A 20319-nucleotide genomic window follows, 5' to 3' on the forward strand; every position below is an offset into this window, starting at 1 on the left:
GTTTCTGTCCCCCCCCCCCCGGTGGTTTGATTCAGTTTCAATTGTTTTTCATGTGCTGTCTTGTACTTGTTGATTCCTTTCTTATAGTTAGGTGTATAACGATAACGCATATCCCGAAATAGTTCGCTGTCACCCAAATCGTACACCAACGTTGATAGAGGTACCTCAATTGTAAGCCCGGCATACGCTTCGGTGTTAGGATTCGCTTTAATAATAGAGTCAAGCGAAACTTTGTATAGTTTTGCCACATCAGCAAATGTTTCGCTTTTCTGAATGGTATGAGGACCAGCATAGACAGACGATACACAAAGAAATGCTAATAAATAACCAATGAATCTCATCGCATCAATCAGTTTGTATTACAAGATACGTTGAAATGCGCCAAAAGTCGGATGGATTTTTGACTGTCAACGTGAATTCCCGGTTCCCTGTAGTCGTGATTTCATAGGAAGAAGTAGGCATGTTTGTCAGTATCCTCGGACGTTTGGCAGTGAAGCTAACTTCGCGCCACTTTCTGATGTCCACTTTTGCGAACTTGCTTCGGTCAAGCGCAGCATCCGCCACAATCTTTCCTTTCTTCAATATGCCCTTACGCTTCAAGTCATCTTTCGAACCTATAAGCACATATCCATTGTTCAGTATTGCGTCTTGGCGGGCAAGAGCTTCGCCTTGTCGTTGAGTACGTTGGTTTAATTCACTGATAGTTGCGGTTTGCGTATTTATTGTTAACCTCTGCGATTCTACCTGCTCCTGCAAACGAACTATATCCACATTCTTTTTTTCGAGTTCTTCTTTTAATTGTGCAATTTGAATGTTCTTTGTGTTCAGTTGCTCCTTAAGATGAGAAATCAAGCTTAACGATTGGGCATTTGAATTGTTGCTTTCAGAAAGTTGTTTTTCCAACTGCCTAATTTTATCACCTTGTTTTTTCAGTAATGCTTCAAAACGCATAAGGTTATGTTTTACATTTTCTTTCGTAATGGGCATTTCTTCATTATTATTATTAAAGAAAATCATATTTTCTTGGTAGGCGATAGAATCCAAAGTCTCATTTAGAGTCTCTATAGTTTTACTGTAGCTGTCAAGTCTTTCGATTTGTTTCCTATTTATCTGGCGCAAAGAGTCACGTTTTTCAACCAGTTTTATTACTTCACTGCCAGAATTGCCACAGCTACATACTAAAAGAGGAACAACACACATTGATAGTAAAGATGTTATTTTACTTGTCATATTTGTCTATTTTTTAGGCTGATAAATCATAAGTTGTATTCCGACAGTAAGTGAGCTTGTCGGTTTGGTCTTTTGCGGTAAATCATTCCATTCAATAATTTGTTTTGGAGTAACATTATATTTAGATGACAATTTTTCCAAATTTTCTCCTTTTGAAACCGCATGGAATATAACAACAAATTGTGGCTGTTGATTTTCAACAGTTGTAGTATCAGACACACTTTCTTCTATGATTTCAATAGGGGTAATAATGTCAGATATTCCGCTTCTATACCTTATCATAAAAACCTCGGATTTGTCTAATACCACTTCACTTATATTTCCTTTTCCTATTAATCCACTAATACCCGCACCTTTAGATTTTACGGAATAATGAATATTGCTTTCTGTTATTTTTATATTATCAGCAGCAATCTCTACTCCTCGAATAAGATAGATAACATCGTTTCGTTTTGCATCTGCACGCTTGGACTCGCCGGTAAAGCGTTTCCCATCTGGAGTTATATACACATTACCTTGTTTTTCAATATAGACCATAAAAACATCTTTTGATGCAACCTCGTGTTGAGTACCAGTTTTATCACCAATGTAACCGAAAATAATCTTATCATCGGTTATCTGATATAATTTAACATCAGTTTCTCGACCATTTCTAAAAATGATATGATCATAAGCCATACATGTACTACTAATTGCCAAGAATATAAATCCCAATAATAATGTAACGTAACGTCTCATCTTGATTGTTTCCATTAATTTTGTATCAAACATCCGTCTCTTTGCAAGAAGCGGATTTTCGATGCAAAAATATAAAATTTATATATAGCAAATCATTGGGATATAAAATTTTTTATAAGTTGTATTCAAAGACATATTTTTTCTTAACATAAAATATTCAGAAAGTTTGATGCTGTTGATTTACAGCATGTTATATCAAATATACATTTTTTGCAAAGAGACAGATATTTTTGTCTGACAAATAAACTTCTTATAGGTCTTTAATAATTAGTTCGTTTGCCTTGTCTATGGCGTAAGTGTCAATCGAGGTGGAATATATCTGCGCGGTGGTAATGGAATCATGCCCGAGTGCGTCCGAGAACATTGACTGGTACATTTTTCGACTTGGAGATGGTCGCTTAGATATGGTGGTTGACATACGACGTGAGTGTAATGGGTAACTTTATCATTTTGGCTATGATTTTAAGGGACTTGTCCATGCGGCGCAACGTCGTTCTCATACAGCCTGCATTTGTTCTTTTCGGGACGGGTTATGACTGGAAGTAGATACGGAGATTCCTGTTCGAGTGGCGGTCAATTATTTCCTTTGTCTGTTTGATGACTTTAATATGCAGCAACTGGCTGGTCTAATGGTAGCGATATGTCAACATGCCGTTTTGAATGTCGGTCTTCTTTAGGAAGAGTTTGGAAATGACGGGAAAGGGAAAAGTTTTCAGGCTGTCTCGAAATAATAGTCAGTTTTCATTTTGAGACAGCCTAAAAAGGAAAATCTGTTCTTGACAAGGAAGGGTACGCGTCAGCGTCCGCTGTCGGCAATCATCTTTCGGATCTTGTTGTTCAAGTCATCGGCGGCTATAAGTTGTTCTAACGTGAGATGCATGCGGTAGCGCCAATAATGGTGTGGGTTGGCTGGTACATTGATGCGCTCTTCGGCTACATTTGGGTTGCGCAGTTTCCCGTCGACAGACATCCAATCTTGGAAGGAAAGGATGCTGAGCATAGAGTTGCTTGTTAAATGGGCGCGTACCATTTGTTCGCATAATTCGGGTGTAGCCATGGCCGGGGCAGTACCATAGTGCCTTAGGACGTGGTTGTAGTAGCGCTGCGTCTGCTGGGCGTCTTCCTCCCACCAGCCGCGCAGGGTGGACATGTCGTGGGTGGAGATGGTGCAGACAGAACGGTAGGGATATTTTTCTGGATGTCCGAATTCTTGGCTGGGGCTCTTGGGCATGCGTTGTATCTCAAGCGAGAGGATGCGCAGCTCGTTCATCACCCATTCCACACAGGTGGGAATCATACCGAGGTCTTCGCCGCAGACGAGCATGCGGGTAGACTGCGTCAGTTGTGGGAGTTTCTTTATGGCTTGCTGTGCCCAAAAGTCGTTGTGGCGGTGGTAATAGTATTGGTCGTAGAGGCGGTTGAAAGCGGCTTTCTCCCAGTCGTTCAGCGAGTGGTAAACGTGGTCGTGCTGCACGCCGATTCGCGGATGGTATTTTGAGGAATCATTGCGGTCGGGTACGAACAGGACGTCACTGATGAGGGCGTAAAGATTGTCGCGTATCCAGACACTATCGTTGTCGGTTTTGCCGTCGAAGTAGGCTTCCACCTTGCGCTGTGTGTCGAACTCGGGACGCATACGGTAGACTTCCCACGTGTTGGTGGGTTCGATGAAGGTCTGCTTCACGTATTCAGTGTGCGGGCCGAACATCTGTCCGAGGAAGTATTCGTGGATGTAGGGCTTCAGGAATTCAGGACGGAAATTGAGACCGTAGCTCTCGATCTCTTCACGCGTCATGGGCAGGGCGGGGGCAAACTGTCCCAACAGACCGTGGACGGCGTCCATTGGGATTTCCCAAATGCGGAAGAAGCCGAGGATGTGGTCAATGCGGTAGGCGTCGAAGTATTCGGACATCTTACAGAAGCGCTTCATCCACCAGGCGTAGCCGTCCTGTTCCATGACATCCCAGTTGTAGGTGGGGAAGCCCCAGTTCTGTCCATTAATAGAGAAGTCGTCGGGCGGGGCGCCAGCCTGCCCGTTGAGGTTGAAGTAGTGAGGTTCCTTCCAGGCCTCAACGCTGTTGCGACTGATGCCGATGGGAATGTCACCCTTGAGTACCACGCCATTGGCACGGGCATGACGGGTAGCGGCCAACAACTGACAATGGAGCTGGAATTGGATGTAGTAATAGATGGCGATATGTGGATAGTCGGTCGACCGAGGATTGCACAGGGTGTCAATGTCTTTTGGGTGGTAATCGCTGTAGCGTGGCCACTCGCGGAAGTTAGGTGTCCGGTAGGCATCGCGTAGGTAACTGAATACGGCGTAGGGCTGAAGCCATTCCTTGTTGGCCTTGAAGAAGGTACGGAAGGTTTCGGATGCCAGTACGGCCTCGCCTTCTTGCGCGAAGATTAGTCGGAAGTATTCCCGCTTGGCCTCGTTGACGGCTTCGTAGTCGACGGTAGGTAGGGCGTTCAGTTTCTTGCGCCGCTGTTCGAATTGCTCCATCTTTTTGCGGTCGTTCAGGGTTCCCAACTGCCGCAGGTCGGTGTACATAGGATGGAAGGCGTAGATAGAAATACTGTTGTAGGGGTAGGAGTCGGTCCACGAGTGGGTCATAGTTGTGTCGTTGATGGGAAGTATCTGTACGACCTTCTGGTGGCTTAAAACGGCCCAGTCAATCATCTTTATCAGGTCACCGAAGTCTCCCACACCAAAGCTACCTTCGGAGCGGAGGGAGAATACAGGGATAGCTGTGCCAGCGCCCTTCCATATGGGCAAGTTGAAGTAGACGTAGCGGTCGCCTACGACCAATGTTTCGGCGTCGCCCAGTTTCGGATTGGCTAGGTAGCGGTTGGGATTGTTTTCCCAAGCCACGACGCGTCTTTCTTCTTTTTTATAGAGAACAAATTTGTATTCCAACGGGAAGGTCAGGCCGGAAGCGTCGATTTCCACCTGCCATTCGGGGAAATTGGCATCGCTCATCTGGATGGCTTTATCGGGATTCCATCCGCCTAAGGCGTCCACGTTGCCACAGACAGCCAGTGTATGTCCGCTGTCGATGCAGGGCGCGTAGGCTTTGAAGACTAAGCTGCGTTGGTATCCCGAAGGAGCTGTTTTGCGGTCGTGGTGGGCTAAGATCGATTCGGTGAAGGCCGAGGTGTAGAAATATTGCTGTTCCGGCAGGTTCTTCCAACTGTCTTCCATACGATAACTCTTAGCAGGATCGTCGGAGACATATAAGGTACGCGGCAGGTTGTTCCATTCGTTGCGGATGGCTTGTCCGTCACGGTAAACGTGGTAACTGTAATGAATTTCTTTCGATTCGGGTACTTTGACTTTGATTTCCGCTGTCCAGTGTATGCCGTCCACTGTGTGCATGGGAACGGCATATCCAGGTACGCTACTTCCTAATTCGGGAACGGAACCCAAGACTCTGATTTCCTCTCCCCAACTGGTACGATATTCGATATTGAATATAAGTATCATATTATTAGATTTATGTGAATGACAATAGCTACATTGACTATGCAAGTATAGAAAATATTCTTCATAGTCATGCAGCTATCGTTGTCCTATATTTTAAAATCCTATGCAAACGTTTGTGTTTGTCACCTGTTTATCCGCAGCGGGAAGCGCCGCAGGTCTTGCAGATGAGACAGCCTTCCTGGTAGACGAGAGTCTCGTTACCGCAGTTGGGACATGTCTGGCCTTTGACCTCGGTGCCGTCAAGTACGTACTTCTTCAGGGCACGTTCCACACCATTCTTCCAGGTGTTGATGTTTTCGCTATCAAGTTGCAGGGAGCTTACCAGCTTGATGACCTGCTCGATAGGCATGCGGTAGCGTAGTACACCAGAGATAAGCTTGGCGTAGTTCCAGTATTCCTTATTGAACTTCTCGGACAGACCTTCGATGGTGACCTTGTAACCGCGCTTGTTTTCGAATTGGAAGTCGTAGCGCGACTTACCGTTTTCGTCGACGTTCTTGATGATGTGGCCCAAAACGACATTCTTGGGGAGGACGATTCCTTCGTCATCATCGAGTACACCGGTGAATATCTCATAGGGATGTCCGTTGAGCAGGCCCACGAAAGCCACCCATTTTTCTTTGTTGTTCTGGAAGCGTACCACTTCTGCGTCGAGCACTTTAGGGCGTATTTCGACAATCGTAGGCGGTTTACAGGGGGGCAGTTCGTCTTTCTTGTCGCTCTTGGTGGAGATGAGCACCCCCGAACGTGAACCGTCTCGGTAGACGGTACATCCCTTGCAACCCGAACGCCAAGCTTCTATGTAAAGGCGATTGACCAATTCTTCGTCGACGTTGTTGGGTAGATTGATGGTGACGCTGATGGAGTGGTCTACCCACTTTTGTATGCGTCCTTGCATCTTGACTTTCATCAGCCAGTCTACGTCGTTAGACGTGGCTTTATAATAAGGTGAGCGTGTCACCATCTCATCAATTTCCTCTTGAGTGTAGCGCTTGGCAGGGTTGAGGCCCTGGGCTTCCATCCAGGTGACGAATTTCGGGTGGAACACTACATATTCTTCGAATGCGTCACCGGTTTCGTCTACAAAGTCGATGCGGACGTTGGTGTCATTTGGGTTTACCTTACGGCGGCGTTTGTATACCGGTAGGAACACGGGTTCGATGCCCGAAGTGGTCTGTGTCATCAGGCTGGTGGTACCGGTAGGAGCGATGGTGAGGCAGGCAATATTGCGTCGGCCATATTTGGCCATGTCCTCGTAGAGGTCAGGATCGGCTTCGCGTAGGCGGTTGATGAACGGGTTGTCCTTTTCACGTTCTGTCTCGTAGATTTCAAAAGCTCCGCGTTCCTTTGCCATCTCAACCGATGAGCGGTAAGCGCTCAAGGCGATGGTTTTATGCACCTGTTCGGAGAATGTAGTTGCTTCTTCCGTGCCGTAGCGCAGGTTCAAAGCTGCCAGCATATCACCTTCGGCTGTGATACCTACACCGGTGCGGCGTCCCTGGCCGCTTTTTTTGTAGATCTTTTGCCATAGGGTGCGTTCTGTTTCTTTGACAGCGTCGCTTTCCGGATCGGAATCTATTTTTTCTATGATCCGTTCGATCTTTTCCAGCTCCAAGTCGATGATGTCATCCATAATTCGTTGTGCCAGGGCGACATGCTTCTTGAACAGTTCGAAGTCGAAATAAGCGTCGGGCTTGAATGGATTGATTACATAGGAATAGAGATTGATGGCCAGTAGGCGGCAGGAATCGTACGGACAGAGGGGAATCTCACCGCAGGGATTGGTAGAAATAGTGCGGTAGCCTAAATCAGCATAACAGTCAGGGACAGACTCACGGATAATGGTGTCCCAGAATAATACGCCAGGTTCGGCAGATTTCCATGCGTTGTGAACTATCTTCTTCCATAGGGTGCTGGCGTCTATAGTTTTCTTTACAAGCGGACTGGTACTGTCGATGGGGTATTGTTGCACATAAGGAGTACCGTTAACGGCAGCTTCCATGAATGTGTCGTCCAGTTTCACCGAAACGTTAGCACCGGTCACTTTGCCTTCGGTCATCTTGGCGTCGATGAATGCTTCCGAATCAGGGTGTTTGATGGAGACGCTCAGCATCAAAGCACCACGGCGTCCGTCTTGTGCTACCTCGCGGGTAGAGTTCGAATAGCGTTCCATGAAAGGAACCAAACCGGTGGAAGTGAGAGCCGAATTCTTTACTGGAGATCCTTTGGGACGGATGTGGGAGAGGTCATGGCCAACGCCGCCGCGTCTTTTCATCAGCTGTACCTGCTCTTCGTCGATTTTGAAGATGGCGCCGTAGGAGTCGGCTTCACCATCTACTCCAATTACAAAGCAGTTGGACAAGGATGCAACCTGATAGTCGTTCCCGATGCCTGTCATAGGGCTTCCTTGCGGAACGATATATTTGAAGTGATCCAGCAACTTGAATAGTTCGTCGGCGCTCAAGGCATTGGGATACTTAGTCTCAATACGGGCCACTTCGTTTGCAATACGCCAATGCATGTCTTCCGGTGACTTTTCGTAAATATTGCCGAAGGAGTCTTTGACGGCATATTTGTTCACCCATACTCTGGCGGCCAGTTCATCGCCTTGGAAGTATTGTAAAGATGCTTCAAAAGCTTCCTGATAAGTAAAAGTTCTCTTTTCCATGATGGTATATTCTTTTAGATTTCATTGATTCAATTAGCAATATTGTAGAAGTTTCGCCATTAGCAAACAAATGTGTTTGCAAATCTATGAATGTTTCTCCATACAGCAAAATAAATACTCATGTTTTTATCAACATATTGCAAGTTTCTTGTTTATAACTGTTATGTATTTGTTTTTTAGCAGTTTACTGTTTTTGGTTATATAGTAAAGTTTTCAAAAAAAGAAAAGTAATAAGTATGTGAGAGTGTTTCGAATTGTTTTTTAGGTATAAAGTGGACGAAGATTGTGGTTGGAAAGATGGTAGTTATTTAAATCTTTTATATATTTGCAGAAAAAAGGGAAAGTATGGAAAGCTTGAAACAGAGAAAAACAATCCGTAAATATCAGCAGAAAGACATTTCTGCCGATTTGTTAAATGATTTACTCGAAATGGCATTTCGTGCGTCAACTGTTGGAAACATGCAAGCCTATAGTGTGGTGGTGACCCGTGATGCTGACCGGAAAGTCAAACTGGCTCCAGCACATTTCAATCAACCAATGGTGACGGCTGCGCCGGTTGTACTCACTTTTTGTATAGACTTGAACCGGTTTAGTAAATGGTGTAGGCAACGTCAGGCTGAGCCGGGGTATAATAACTTTGAATGGTTTGTGACAGGGGCAGTCGATGCTCTGTTGGCTGCCCAGACATTTTGTGTGGCTGCCGAGGAAAAAGGACTGGGTATTTGCTATCTGGGCACTACTACCTATAATCCTCATTTAATTATTGAAGCACTGGAATTACCTGAATTGGTGTTTCCCATTACGACGGTTACCGTGGGATGGCCGGCTGAGGATCCTTCACAAGTTGACCGTTTGCCATTGGAAGCGGTGGTTCATGAAGAAGTTTATCACGACTATACGCCTGAAGATATTGATCGTTTGTATGCTTATAAAGAATCGCTGCCTGAGAATAGGCAGTATGTAACAGAAAATGGTAAAACGACTTTGGCTCAGGTCTTTACGGATGTCCGCTATACGAAAAAGGATGCAGAGGCTATGTCGGAATTGCTATGGGGTGTAATGAAAAAGCAGGGATTTTGATCCCTGCTTTTTCATTGTTATGAGTTTGCCTTATCTTATTGCTGTTTCAAAGCTGTCTGTATCTCTTCTAACTCGGCCTGGCAACTTTTACTTACTTCTTTCAGTTCACTGATAGTCTTGCAGGCGTGTAGAACGGTTGCATGATCTTTATTACCTATTAAGGAACCGATTTTGGCCGTTGAAAAGTCGGTATAGTTCTTTGCCAAATACATGGCAATCTGTCGTGCCTGTACCACTTCCCGCTTTCTGGATTTTGTATGGATAGCGCTTGTGTCCAGACCGAAATGCTTGCATACTGTGTTAATGATATTGTCTATCGTTATGGTTTTACTTTCGTTTTGAGTAACTTTGTGTACAATCCGTTGAGCCAGTTCCAAATCTACATCTTTATTATAGATAGTTGAATGGGCCATGATGGAAATAATGATACCTTCCAGATCGCGCACACTTTCACTTACGTTTTCAGCGATATAATTAATAACTTCCGAGGGAAATTGTAAACCGTCACGGCGTATCTTATTGTGTAAGATGTTTTTGCGCAGTTCTATAGTAGGCTTTTCGAGTTCAGCTACCATACCCCACTTAAAACGAGTAACGAGGCGTTCTTCCATACCTTGCAGAAGTACGGGAGCACGATCCGAAGTCAAGATGAGCTGTTTGCCGTTTTGGTGCAGATGGTTGAAGATATGAAAGAACGTATTTTGAGTTTTGGTAACTCCGGCGAATTCCTGAATATCATCAATGATCAGCACATCAATTGTCTGGTAGAAATTAATGAAATTGTTAGTCGTATTGTTGCGTACGGAGTCTGTGTATTGCACCTGAAACAAGTGGGCCGAAACGTATAATACACGTTTTTCTGGGTAAAGTTCCTTGATCTTGATTCCGATGGCATTGGCAAGGTGTGTTTTTCCTACGCCTGATGCTCCGTAGAAGAACAGCGGGTTAAAAATGGTCTTAGCCGGATTAAGCGCAACAGCTTCTGCCACACTACGTGACAGTTTATTACTTTCTCCCTCTATGAATGTGTCGAAATTGTAATCTCTATTCAAATGAGGGTCAAGTTCTGCTATTTTAGAGGGCTGCGGAATGTCTTTGGTTGTAGCTTTGCGTATGGTAGACACCGAAGTGGATGAACCGGAATGAGTAGGAAGAGGAACAGCTGTAGGCGGGTTTTTAACCACCATCACACTGTACATCAATTTGGTTCTTTCGCCAAATACCTTATGGATTGTTTGGCGCATCAAATCCAAGAATTTCTCTTCCAGAAATTCATAAAAGAATTGGCTCGGCACCTGCAATACCAAAGTATCGTTCTCAAATTTTAATGGAACGATTGGACAAAACCAAGTTTTATATGTCTGTTCAGGAACGTTGTCGCGAATGATGTCGAGACATGTGTTCCATAGTCCGACATGATTGTTTTTACTCATAGCGGCTATCTACATTTATCAATTTAGCAAAACTTCTATGTTTGCAAAAATGGGCATCTTATTTAAAAAAAACAAATTTGTTTTTTCTTGGTTTTTTCAATCAATAAATAAGGCCTTTATTCTCAGCTATTTATTACCTGATATGCAAACAATCCTTTGAGAAGGGTGTTGTTTTTTTAAATGACTTGTAGATTAGTCTATTACGAATGTCTATGTAAATCTATGCGACTTTTATTCTTTTGGGCAGAATAGCTTTAATGCTTTGAATTTCCCTATTTTCTTAGCTTTTTGCTGCTTCTGCCAAAATTTTATTTATTTAGATGAATTCTATATAGTTTTTCCCTATTTGTCTTTTTTGCCAAAAAGTGAGAAATGGACATAACGCTTGGGGTGAGCTTTCAAGTCTTCAAGTAAACTTGCTGCATTGGCAGTTGTTGCATTCAGGTTCTGATAAAATTGTGGGTCGTTTAGCAGTAATCCTACAGTGTTATCTTTGCTGTTCAGCTTGTCTGTTAATGTTCGTATGTTAGCCAGTGTAGAGTCTACTTTTTGCATGGCTGCAGTATAATCAATTTGCTTGAGGTTGTCGGACATAACGATGAAATTATCGCTGAGGGTATTCAGCTTGCCCGTCAGTTGCGGAATGTCGTTGCTCATGAGTACCTTCAATTGCTTGCTGGTAGCATTCATGTTAGCCGTCAGTTCTTCGATATTCTTTAAAGATACAGGAATGGCCGGATTGGCTAATACAGTGTTAAGCGAACAGAGGATGGAGTCGAGCTTAGGCATCATTTGTTCAATCTGAGGCATCATGTTAGTTATTTTTTCCATCATTCCATTGTTTAAGTATCCAAGGATGGTATCACCTATTTGGTAACGTTCGCGCGGATTGTTGGCAAGTAGTAAATTCATGTGGACTCCTCCTAGCATTTCAGCAGCCAGTTCTGCACTGCTTCCTTTCGGTATACGTAATTCAGGATCTACGTCTATTTCGGCTACTACATTTCCGGGGGCGTCATAGCTGTAGTAGAGTTCGCGTACGAGTCCCACTTTATATCCATCAGCGTAGACCGGGCTGGATTTTGTGAGGCCGTTGACGTTTTGGAATTTGACATAAAAATAACTGGCGGGTTTGAACAGGTGAATACCTTTCAAATAGTTGATGCCATATACCAGTATGCATAGGGCTGCAATACTGGCAATACCTATTTTTACTTCTTTCGTAATATACTTCATGATGATTTTGTCTTTATTGAACGGTTATTTCTTGTTTTCTTTAAATTCGCGGATAGCAGTAGCTGTATCCATCTTTTTCCCGTTCTTGAAGGCAATGATGAATGCGTCTTTTATCCGTTTGGAAATATCCTTCTTTATGCGGAGTATTTCGTTGTAATTAGTGGACGAACCGTATGTGTATTTATACAGCCCGTTTTCTTTATAAAAATCTATGTTTTTGAGGCCTTTAAACTGTCTGTCTTTGGGTGACAAAGGCTTGGATGAGGTCAGAATTTGTACTTTGAAGACCGGGACTTGTTGGGTTGCTGCTTTCCGGGTCTGGGTAGAAGTTGCTGCAACAAGCGTCTTTTGGGGTGTAGTAGAAGCAGAGGTTGTACTGCTGCTTGGTTGCGAAGTCGTAGATTGCTGGAGTTTGACTTCAGGCAGTGTGTCCCCTTTGCTTTCTTCCAATCTCATTTTCTGTTCTTCTTTATATGTGAGAAAAGCTTGGAAGATACTGTTTGCCAATGCTTTCTTTCCGACTTCACTATTCAGATAGCGTTCTTCTGTCGGATTGGAGATGAATCCAAGTTCAACTAAGATGCTAGGCATCGCGCTGGCTTTCAGGACAAGAAAGCCAGCTTGATGTACGCCTCGATCTATGCGTTTTCCGGTTTGCTTGAATTCTTTCTGTACTAATGAAGCTAAGTGGACGCTTTGCGACATATATTTGTCCTGCATGAATTCGAAGATAATATACGATTCCGCAGAGTTGGGATTAAACCCGGCATAGCGGGTTTTATAGTCATCTTCGTATAAGATTACGGAGTTTTCGCGTTTGGCTACTTCCAGGTTAGCGTCCGATTTAGCCAGACCTAATGTCCAAGTAGAAGCACCTTGCACACTTTTATTTCTTCCGACAGAGTTGGTATGAATCGAGATAAACAAATCGGCTTTGGCTTCGTTGGCAATTTCTGCTCGGCGGGCTAATGGAATAAATACATCCTTATTGCGGGTATAGATAACGCGTGTGTCAGAGCATTGTTCGTTAATCAGTTTACCCAGTTGAAGGGCGACGCTAAGGTTGATGTTCTTTTCCTTGGATATTTTTCCGACAGCTCCCGGGTCGTGTCCTCCATGACCGGCGTCGATGACTACAACGAACTTCTTGGATAGGGTGGCTGCCAAACATAGGTGCACGGGCAAGCAGACCATGCAAAAAGTAATATATAATATGTGACAAAGCCTGTTCAAACTTATCTATAATATGAATTACTCCGCAAATGTAGTGTAATTTTGCTGAAAACTTGTCGTATGTCCTAAGTTTTATTCTTTTTTCCCATTTATTTGTATACAATTTTTAGATGTTGGAGAGCATATTTCTCGTAAATAGGAGCTAATTTTGCACCGCCTAATTAGACTGAGTTGGTTAGAGAATTAAAATGGGTGTAATTTATGTTGGCTAATGCTTTTATTCGTTTTTTGAAAGACTGGACGCTCCCCGTGGCCATGGTAACAGGAACGTTAGCCTATTTCCTTTTTGCACGAGTGCCGGTGCTTGCTCCAGTCAAGCCTTTGGTTAACGCTTCGGTGGCAATTCTTACACCGGTGCTGATATTTATCCAATTGCTACTCACATTCTGCAAGGTTGATTTTGCAGATCTGAAGCCGAAAGTTTGGCATGGTTGGTTGCTCTTGTTCCAAACGGTTTCATGTCTTTTGCTGTCGGCATTGTTGATCTATTGTCCGATGAACGAACTTTATCGGGAAGTGTTCGAAGGGGCTATAGTCTGTCTGATATGTCCTACGGCTACTGCAGCGGCGGTTATTACGGGTAAATTGGGTGGAAGTGCTGCTAGTTTGACTACCTATACCCTGATGTCCAATCTGCTGGCAGCTGTTGCTGTTCCGTTAGCTTTTCCGTTGATAGAGCCTCATGCGGATGTGACTTTCTGGTTGGCTTTTCTGAAAATCCTTAGCAAAGTTTTTCCACTTCTGCTTTGTCCGTTTCTGTTGGCATGGCTCTTGAGGAGTTGGTTGCCTGCTGTTCATCAGTGGCTATCGGAACGACATACGGCCGCTTTCTACCTGTGGGGCGTGGCTTTGGCAATTGTTTCTGGTCAGACTGTTCGCTCGTTAGTCAACAGTACGGCTCCAGGATATGTGGAGGTGCTGATTGCTTTGGCCGGACTGGTGGCATGTTGCACCCAGTTCTATTTGGGTAAACGTATCGGCGGGCATTATAAGGAACGAATCAGTGGTGGTCAGGCATTGGGCCAGAAGAATACCGTGTTGGCTATCTGGATGGCTTATACTTATTTGAATCCTCTTTCTTCGGTAGGCCCTGGCTCCTACGTGTTGTGGCAAAATATTATTAACAGTTATCAGTTGTGGAAGAAAAGGAAAACTGATTTATCCGAGGATGTGCAAAATAGTTAGGGAATAATTTGTACTTTTGTCGTCGAAAAGGTTGTGCTTACGCTTGCTCCTTTCGTTGAAGTTATAATAATGCAAGAGTAAGGAGAGGGTGTAGGCAGATAATTTTGTGAAAGTTATGTCATGAATCCAGTTGAAATTATTGATAAATTTTATCAGGAGGGTAGTGAATTGCGCCATATCCTGCTGACTCATAGTCGTTCGGTTGCTGACAAGGCTTTGCAGATTGCCGACAGACATCCTGAGTTGCAGGCGGACAGAAATTTCTTGTATGAAGCTGCTATGTTGCACGATATTGGCATTTTTCTGACCGATGCTGACGGCATTTTCTGTAAAGGCGACAAACCTTACATTTGTCATGGATATTTGGGAACTGACCTGATGCGTAGTGAAGGTTATCCACGTCATGCGTTGGTTTGTGAGCGGCATACGGGGGCTGGCTTGTCGCTCGAACAGATTATAGAACAGCAACTACCTGTACCTCATCGTGATATGCTTCCTGTCAGTATAGAGGAGCAGATTATTTGTTTCGCTGACAAGTTTTATTCGAAGACCCGTCTCGACCGTGAAAAGACGGTAGAGAAAGCACGGAATAGTCTGGAAAAATATGGTGCGGAGGGTTTAGCGCGTTTCGACCATTGGTGCGAACTCTTCTTGTAGCTATCTAATTTTCATTAAAAAGAGCGGGCAATCCATCTATTTTGTTTATTTTTGCTGCCTCCAAGCATATAACCGTATGTTTATTTTTGAGCATTGAAAGTAAAGACAACCATATCATTCTTATTATTGTTTCTTTTGCTGATTATTTCTGCTGAAGCCGAATCGCAGCGCAGGAGCAGGAAGGTTTCGCTTCCAAGAAATCAAAAGGATTCGTTACAGGTAGGCGACACGTTGAGCAATGATTCCATACCTGTCGATACGTTGGCGTCCAAGGAGAAAGACGGGCTCGATGCGCCGGTGACCTATGAAGCGACGGACTCCATTGTATTCACGCAAAATGGTTTTGCCCATCTGTATGGAAACAGTAAAGTGAATTATCCACAAGCCGAACTGACTGCCGCCGTCATTACCATGAATATGGACAGTAGTACGGTCTATGCCCATGGCGTGGAAGACTCATTAGGCGTAATGCAGGGTACACCTGTTTTTAAGGATGGCGAGACGCCTTACGAAACCAACACCATCCGCTATAACTTCAAGAGTAAGCGAGGTATCATCAGTAACGTGGTGAGCCAGCAAGGGGAGGGATACGTGACGGGCAACAATGCCAAGAAGGGAACGGGTAACGAGATGTATATGAAGGATGGGAGATATACAACCTGCGATAACCACGAACATCCTCACTTCTATATGCAGATGACTTATGCCAAAGTACGTCCTAAGAAGAACGTAGTGACCGGACCTGCCTATCTGGTGGTCGAGGATGTACCTTTGCCTTTGGCGGTTCCGTTCTTTTTCTTTCCTTTTTCCAGCAGCTACTCATCAGGTTTTCTGCCGCCTACCTATATGGACGACTCCAGTCGCGGCTTCGGTCTGACGGACGGAGGTTATTACTTTGCTATCAGTGACGAGATAGACTTAAAGCTGCGTGGCGACATCTTTACAAAGGGTTCGTGGGCGCTGAATGCCGAGAGCAACTATGTGAAACGATACAAGTACTCAGGCCTTTTCCAGGCTAACTACCAAGTGACGAAGACAGGTGACAAAGGTTTGCCTGATTATGCCGTATCCAAGGACTTCAAGATTGTATGGAGTCACCGCCAGGATGCAAAGGCTAATCCGAACTCCACTTTCTTGGCCAGTGTGAACTTCTCGACCAGTAGTTACGAACAGACCAACATCGGAAACCTGTACAACTCGCAAGCCATGACGCAGAATACCAAGACTTCGAGTATCAGCTATACCCGAAACTTTCCCGAACAGAAGCTGACAATCTCGGCTACGTCGAACATTGCGCAGACCATGAAGGACTCCTCGGTATCAGTTACTTTGCCGGATTTGACCATCTCCCTCAGCAACATCTATCCTTTCAAGCGCAAGAAGGCAGTGGGCGAAGAACGTTGGTATGAAAAGATTTCTGTCCGCTATACAGGCCGTTTCAAGAATAGCATCAATACTAAAGACTACCTTCTTTTCAAGTCGAATTTGATAAAGGATTGGGAAAACGGCATGCAGCATGAAGTTCCCGTCAGTGCCACGTTTACTCTTTTCAAGTATTTCAACCTGACGCCCTCTGTCAATTATACCGAACGGTGGTACACCCGTAAAATTACAAGAGGCTGGGATGAAGTAGCCCGCAGAGAAGTGAATACAGATACTATTTATGGTTTTCACCGTGTCTACAATTATAATGCCAGTCTCGGCTTGAACACCAAAATCTATGGTATGTATAAGCCTGTCTTCCTGCCGAAGAAAGCCATTCAGATACGTCATGTCATCACCCCTTCTATTAGCCTTAGTGCTGCGCCCGACTTCACGACGTCACGCTATGGCTATTATGATACCTATTATCGTCCGAATAGCAACGGTACGCAAGATACAGTAAAGTATTCCTATTATGCTAACCAAATGTATGGTGTACCGAGCGGAGGGAAGCAGGGAAACATCACGTTCAGCATTTCCAATAACCTGGAAATGAAGTATAAGGACAAGAATGACTCTATCAAGAAAGTCAGCCTGATTGACGAACTGGGAGCAAGCCTTTCCTATAATATGGCTGCTACGACAAGGCCATGGAGTGACCTGACATTGAACGCACGATTGAAACTGACAAAGAGCTATACATTCAGTATGAGCTCTACGTTCAAAACCTATGGTTATAAATTCAACGAACAGGGTAATGTCGTAGATAATGATCGTACCGAGTGGTCTTATGGCCGTTTTGGTATTTTCCAAGGTTATAGTTCTTCTTTCAGTTATACATTCAACAATGACACTTGGAAGAAACTCAAGGCTTTTTTTACAGGTGAGAAAGACGAGGAGGAAGGAAAAGAGGATGGCGAAGGAACGGAAGTCTCCGAAACGGGTGAAGAAGGTGAAGAGGCTGTGGCAGCAGGCTTGCCCAATAAGAAGAAAACGGAGAAGGCAGCGGTAGACGATGACGGTTATATGGCTTTCAAGATGCCTTGGTCTATTAATGTAAACTATGGCTTTGGTATTACTGAAAACCGCAGTGCGGATATCAACAAGAAAACAATGCGTTATCCTTATAAATATACACAAAATCTGAGTATCAACGGCAATATCAAGATATCCAACAAGTGGGCCATCAGCTTCAATTCGGGCTACGACTTCGATGCGAAAGAGATTGTGCAGACGGCTTTCAACATTACGCGCGACTTGCACTGTTTCAGTATGTCAGCCAGCCTTTCACCTTTTGGGCGTTGGAAATATTACAACTTTACCATTCGCGCCAATGCCAGCATCCTTCAGGATCTGAAGTGGGAGCAGCGTAGCCAGACGCAGAGCAACATCCAGTGGTATTAAAATCTATCGGTTAGGGGATGACCTATATCTGATGCCGTGTTGACTGAATGAAGTCAACCTAAACTTCGCACCTTCGTGATATTTCATATTAAGCCGAATTTTATGTCCCCGCAACGATACAACACCTGTCTTTAATTGCTATCTTTGCCACACGATAACCAAGTAAAAAAGCATGATGAAATACTTTTCCAACCTACGCCAAAGCTGGCATCACTTCCTGCACAACGAAGAACTGAAACAGAAAATCTACTCCATTGTCTTCGAATCGGACACGCCGAACGGGAAGCTCTTCGACATCATCCTCAGCGGGAGCATCATCCTCAGTGTGCTACTCGTCATTCTGGATAGTATGCATTTCTTCCCCCATTCGGCTTATCTGGTGTTAAGAATATTGGAATATATACTCACACTGTTCTTTACCATCGAATACTTGGCACGCATCTATTGCCTGAAACAGCCGCGAAAGTACGTCTTCAGCTTCTTCGGCATCGTCGACTTGCTGGCCACCTTGCCTGTCTACCTGAGTTTTGTTTTTCACAGCACCCATTATCTGCTCGTCATACGTGCCTTCCGTCTTATCCGCATCTTCCGCATCTTCAAGCTCTTTACCTTCATCAACGAAGGCAATCTGCTGTTGCGTTCCTTGTGGATTAGTGCGCCCAAGATATTGATCTTCTTCTTTTTCGTGCTCATCTTGGTTACATCCATGGGCACGGTGATGTATGCCATCGAAGGCAACGTCCCCGATTCTCAGTTCAACAACATCCCGAATAGCATCTATTGGGCCATTGTTACCATGACGACAGTGGGCTACGGTGACATTACACCCGTTACACCTGTGGGCCGCTTCATCTCCGCTGTCATCATGCTTATGGGCTATACCATTATCGCCGTCCCTACGGGTATCGTTTCGGCCACGATGGTGAGCGAACACAAGAAATTGGAGAAGCGACGCTGTCCCCGTTGCCACCGCGATGGTCACGACTTCGAGGCTTCCTACTGCAAGTATTGCGGCGCGCAACTGAAAAAGCCCGAACCCGAAAAAGCCGCTGAGGAGCAGCAGGACGAACGCTTCTGACCATCCATTACGGCATGACGGAGTTCCAACGTACCCGACGCATCATCTGAAGCGGTGCCGAAACCGCCGGACAGGCATTGGCCCGACGATAAACAATACGCCCTTTTCCGCCAAAGAAAACAATGCTTTCGTATCTGAAAGACACTATTTTTTCTCCCGGAAAAGGGCGTATTAATCTGATGGGGACAGTTCCCCGTACTTTTTTAATCCAACTTGTGTATGATGAGTCCCGAACGCAGCTTGGGTTCAAACCACGTCGTTTTGGGCGGCATGATGTTGCCCGTATCGGCAATGTCCATCAGCTGCTTCATGCTGACGGGGTAGAGGGCCAGCGCTACCTTCATTTCGCCGCTGTCTACACGCTTTTTCAGCTCGCTTAGGCCACGAATACCGCCCACGAAGTCGATGCGTTTGTCCGAACGAAGGTCTTTGATGCCGAGTATCTCGTCCAGGATGAGGTTGGAGGAGATGGTGACATCCAGCACGCCGATGGGATCGTTGTCGTCGTAGGTACCCGGTTTGGCGGTCAGGCTATACCACTTGCCGTCCAGGTAGAGGGAGAAATTGTGCAGGCACGTAGGCTTGTAGATGTCCGTGCCTTTTTCTTCCACGATAAAGTTCTTGCTCACCGCTTCGAGGAATTGCATGGGTGTCAGGCCGTTCAGGTCTTTCACTACGCGGTTGTAGTCGATGATGGTCAGCTGGTTGGCAGGGAAACAGACAGCCATAAAGTAGTTGTATTCCTCGTCGCCCCGATGGTTGGGGTTCTGTCGGGCTTTCTCGGCTCCCACCAAAGCAGCCGCAGCGCTCCGATGATGTCCGTCGGCAATGTAGAGAGCAGGCATTTTGGCAAATTCGCGTGTGATGGTATCAATATCCTCCTGCCGATCGATGATCCAGAACGTATGTCCGAAGCCATCACCCGGAGCGATGAAGTCGTAGACGGGTTTCTGTGCAGCATAGCGGGCAATGATGGTGTCGAGCGTCTTGTTATCGGGATAAGCGAAGAACACGGGTTCGATGTTGGCATTGTTTACGCGGACATGCTTCATGCGGTCTTCCTCCTTGTCACGACGGGTCAACTCGTGTTTCTTGATGACACCGTTCATGTAGTCGGGCACGTAAGCACCCACCACCAGACCAAACTGCGTCTTGCCCTTCATGGTCTGGGCATAGATGTAATAGTTTTCCTTCTTGTCCTGCACCAGCCAACCTTTGTCCTGAAACATCTGGAAGTTCTCGGCAGCTTTCTGATAGACGCGCGGATCGTGCTCGTCGGTGCCTGCGGGAAAATCTATTTCGGGCTTGATGATATGATAAAGAGACATCTCATTCCCTTCGGCCTCGGTACGGGCTTCATCGGAGTTCAACACGTCATAGGGGCGTGAAGCCACTTTCTCCACCAGGTTTTGTGGCGGACGGATGCCTTTGAATGGTTTGATTGTTGCCATTTTACGGTTTCTGATAC

At 45.1% G+C, this 20319-nt stretch carries 14 protein-coding genes; 5 read left to right on the top strand and 9 right to left on the bottom strand.

What is annotated here, in order from left to right; all coding sequences use genetic code 11:
- From Q0Z70_RS02630 to Q0Z70_RS02650, 5 genes are all read right to left on the bottom strand, one after another.
- A partial coding sequence (locus tag Q0Z70_RS02630; protein ID WP_298072386.1) for a LysM domain-containing protein occupies positions 1-341 on the bottom strand: 341 nt, incomplete at its 3' end.
- 4 nt (positions 342-345) lie between these two features.
- Positions 346-1230, bottom strand: a complete 885-nt coding sequence (locus Q0Z70_RS02635; protein WP_298072388.1) for a hypothetical protein — start codon at positions 1228-1230, stop codon at positions 346-348.
- A gap of 6 nt (positions 1231-1236) precedes the next feature.
- Positions 1237-1983, bottom strand: a complete 747-nt coding sequence (locus tag Q0Z70_RS02640) for a LysM domain-containing protein (protein WP_298072390.1) — start codon at positions 1981-1983, stop codon at positions 1237-1239.
- A gap of 781 nt (positions 1984-2764) precedes the next feature.
- Positions 2765-5455 carry a 4-alpha-glucanotransferase gene (locus Q0Z70_RS02645; RefSeq protein ID WP_298072392.1) on the bottom strand — a complete coding sequence of 897 codons (2691 nt, stop codon included), beginning with the start codon at positions 5453-5455 and terminating at the stop codon, positions 2765-2767.
- Between the two features lie 130 nt (positions 5456-5585).
- A complete protein-coding gene (locus tag Q0Z70_RS02650) occupies positions 5586-8123 on the bottom strand; it encodes an adenosylcobalamin-dependent ribonucleoside-diphosphate reductase (protein WP_298072394.1) in 2538 nt (845 codons plus the stop codon).
- 345 nt (positions 8124-8468) lie between these two features.
- On the opposite strand from Q0Z70_RS02650, the gene Q0Z70_RS02655 reads away from it, so the two are divergent.
- Entirely contained in the window at positions 8469-9203 is a 735-nt protein-coding gene (locus tag Q0Z70_RS02655; protein WP_298072396.1) for an NADPH-dependent oxidoreductase, read from the top strand.
- A 35-nt stretch (positions 9204-9238) separates the two neighbouring features.
- Here Q0Z70_RS02655 and dnaA read toward each other — a convergent pair whose 3' ends face one another.
- The 3 genes from dnaA to Q0Z70_RS02670 all read right to left on the bottom strand — a co-directional run bounded on the left by dnaA (position 9239) and on the right by Q0Z70_RS02670 (position 13066).
- Positions 9239-10636, bottom strand: coding sequence for a chromosomal replication initiator protein DnaA (dnaA, locus tag Q0Z70_RS02660; protein WP_298072398.1), 1398 nt, complete (start codon positions 10634-10636; stop codon positions 9239-9241).
- Between the two features lie 342 nt (positions 10637-10978).
- Positions 10979-11872 (bottom strand): MlaD family protein, encoded by an 894-nt coding sequence (locus Q0Z70_RS02665; protein ID WP_298072401.1) that lies wholly within the window; start codon positions 11870-11872, stop codon positions 10979-10981.
- A gap of 24 nt (positions 11873-11896) precedes the next feature.
- The gene (locus tag Q0Z70_RS02670; RefSeq protein WP_298072403.1) at positions 11897-13066 is read right to left on the bottom strand and encodes an N-acetylmuramoyl-L-alanine amidase; all 1170 of its coding nucleotides are present in this window, start codon (positions 13064-13066) and stop codon (positions 11897-11899) included.
- Between the two features lie 240 nt (positions 13067-13306).
- Between Q0Z70_RS02670 and Q0Z70_RS02675 the strand changes: the two genes are divergently transcribed.
- From Q0Z70_RS02675 to Q0Z70_RS02690, 4 genes are all read left to right on the top strand, one after another.
- A complete protein-coding gene (locus tag Q0Z70_RS02675; RefSeq protein ID WP_298072405.1) occupies positions 13307-14290 on the top strand; it encodes a transporter in 984 nt (327 codons plus the stop codon).
- 120 nt (positions 14291-14410) lie between these two features.
- Positions 14411-14947 (top strand): HD domain-containing protein, encoded by a 537-nt coding sequence (locus Q0Z70_RS02680; protein WP_298072407.1) that lies wholly within the window; start codon positions 14411-14413, stop codon positions 14945-14947.
- Between the two features lie 93 nt (positions 14948-15040).
- Positions 15041-17773, top strand: a complete 2733-nt coding sequence (locus tag Q0Z70_RS02685; RefSeq protein WP_298072409.1) for a putative LPS assembly protein LptD — start codon at positions 15041-15043, stop codon at positions 17771-17773.
- A gap of 175 nt (positions 17774-17948) precedes the next feature.
- A complete protein-coding gene (locus Q0Z70_RS02690) occupies positions 17949-18851 on the top strand; it encodes an ion transporter (RefSeq protein ID WP_298072487.1) in 903 nt (300 codons plus the stop codon).
- A gap of 203 nt (positions 18852-19054) precedes the next feature.
- Here Q0Z70_RS02690 and Q0Z70_RS02695 read toward each other — a convergent pair whose 3' ends face one another.
- Complete coding sequence (locus Q0Z70_RS02695; protein WP_298072411.1) at positions 19055-20302, bottom strand: DUF1015 domain-containing protein; 1248 nt, start codon at positions 20300-20302, stop codon at positions 19055-19057.
- Between the last annotated feature and the right edge of the window lie 17 nt (positions 20303-20319).

This window comes from uncultured Bacteroides sp., assembly GCF_947632445.1.
Lineage (GTDB): Bacteria > Bacteroidota > Bacteroidia > Bacteroidales > Bacteroidaceae > Bacteroides.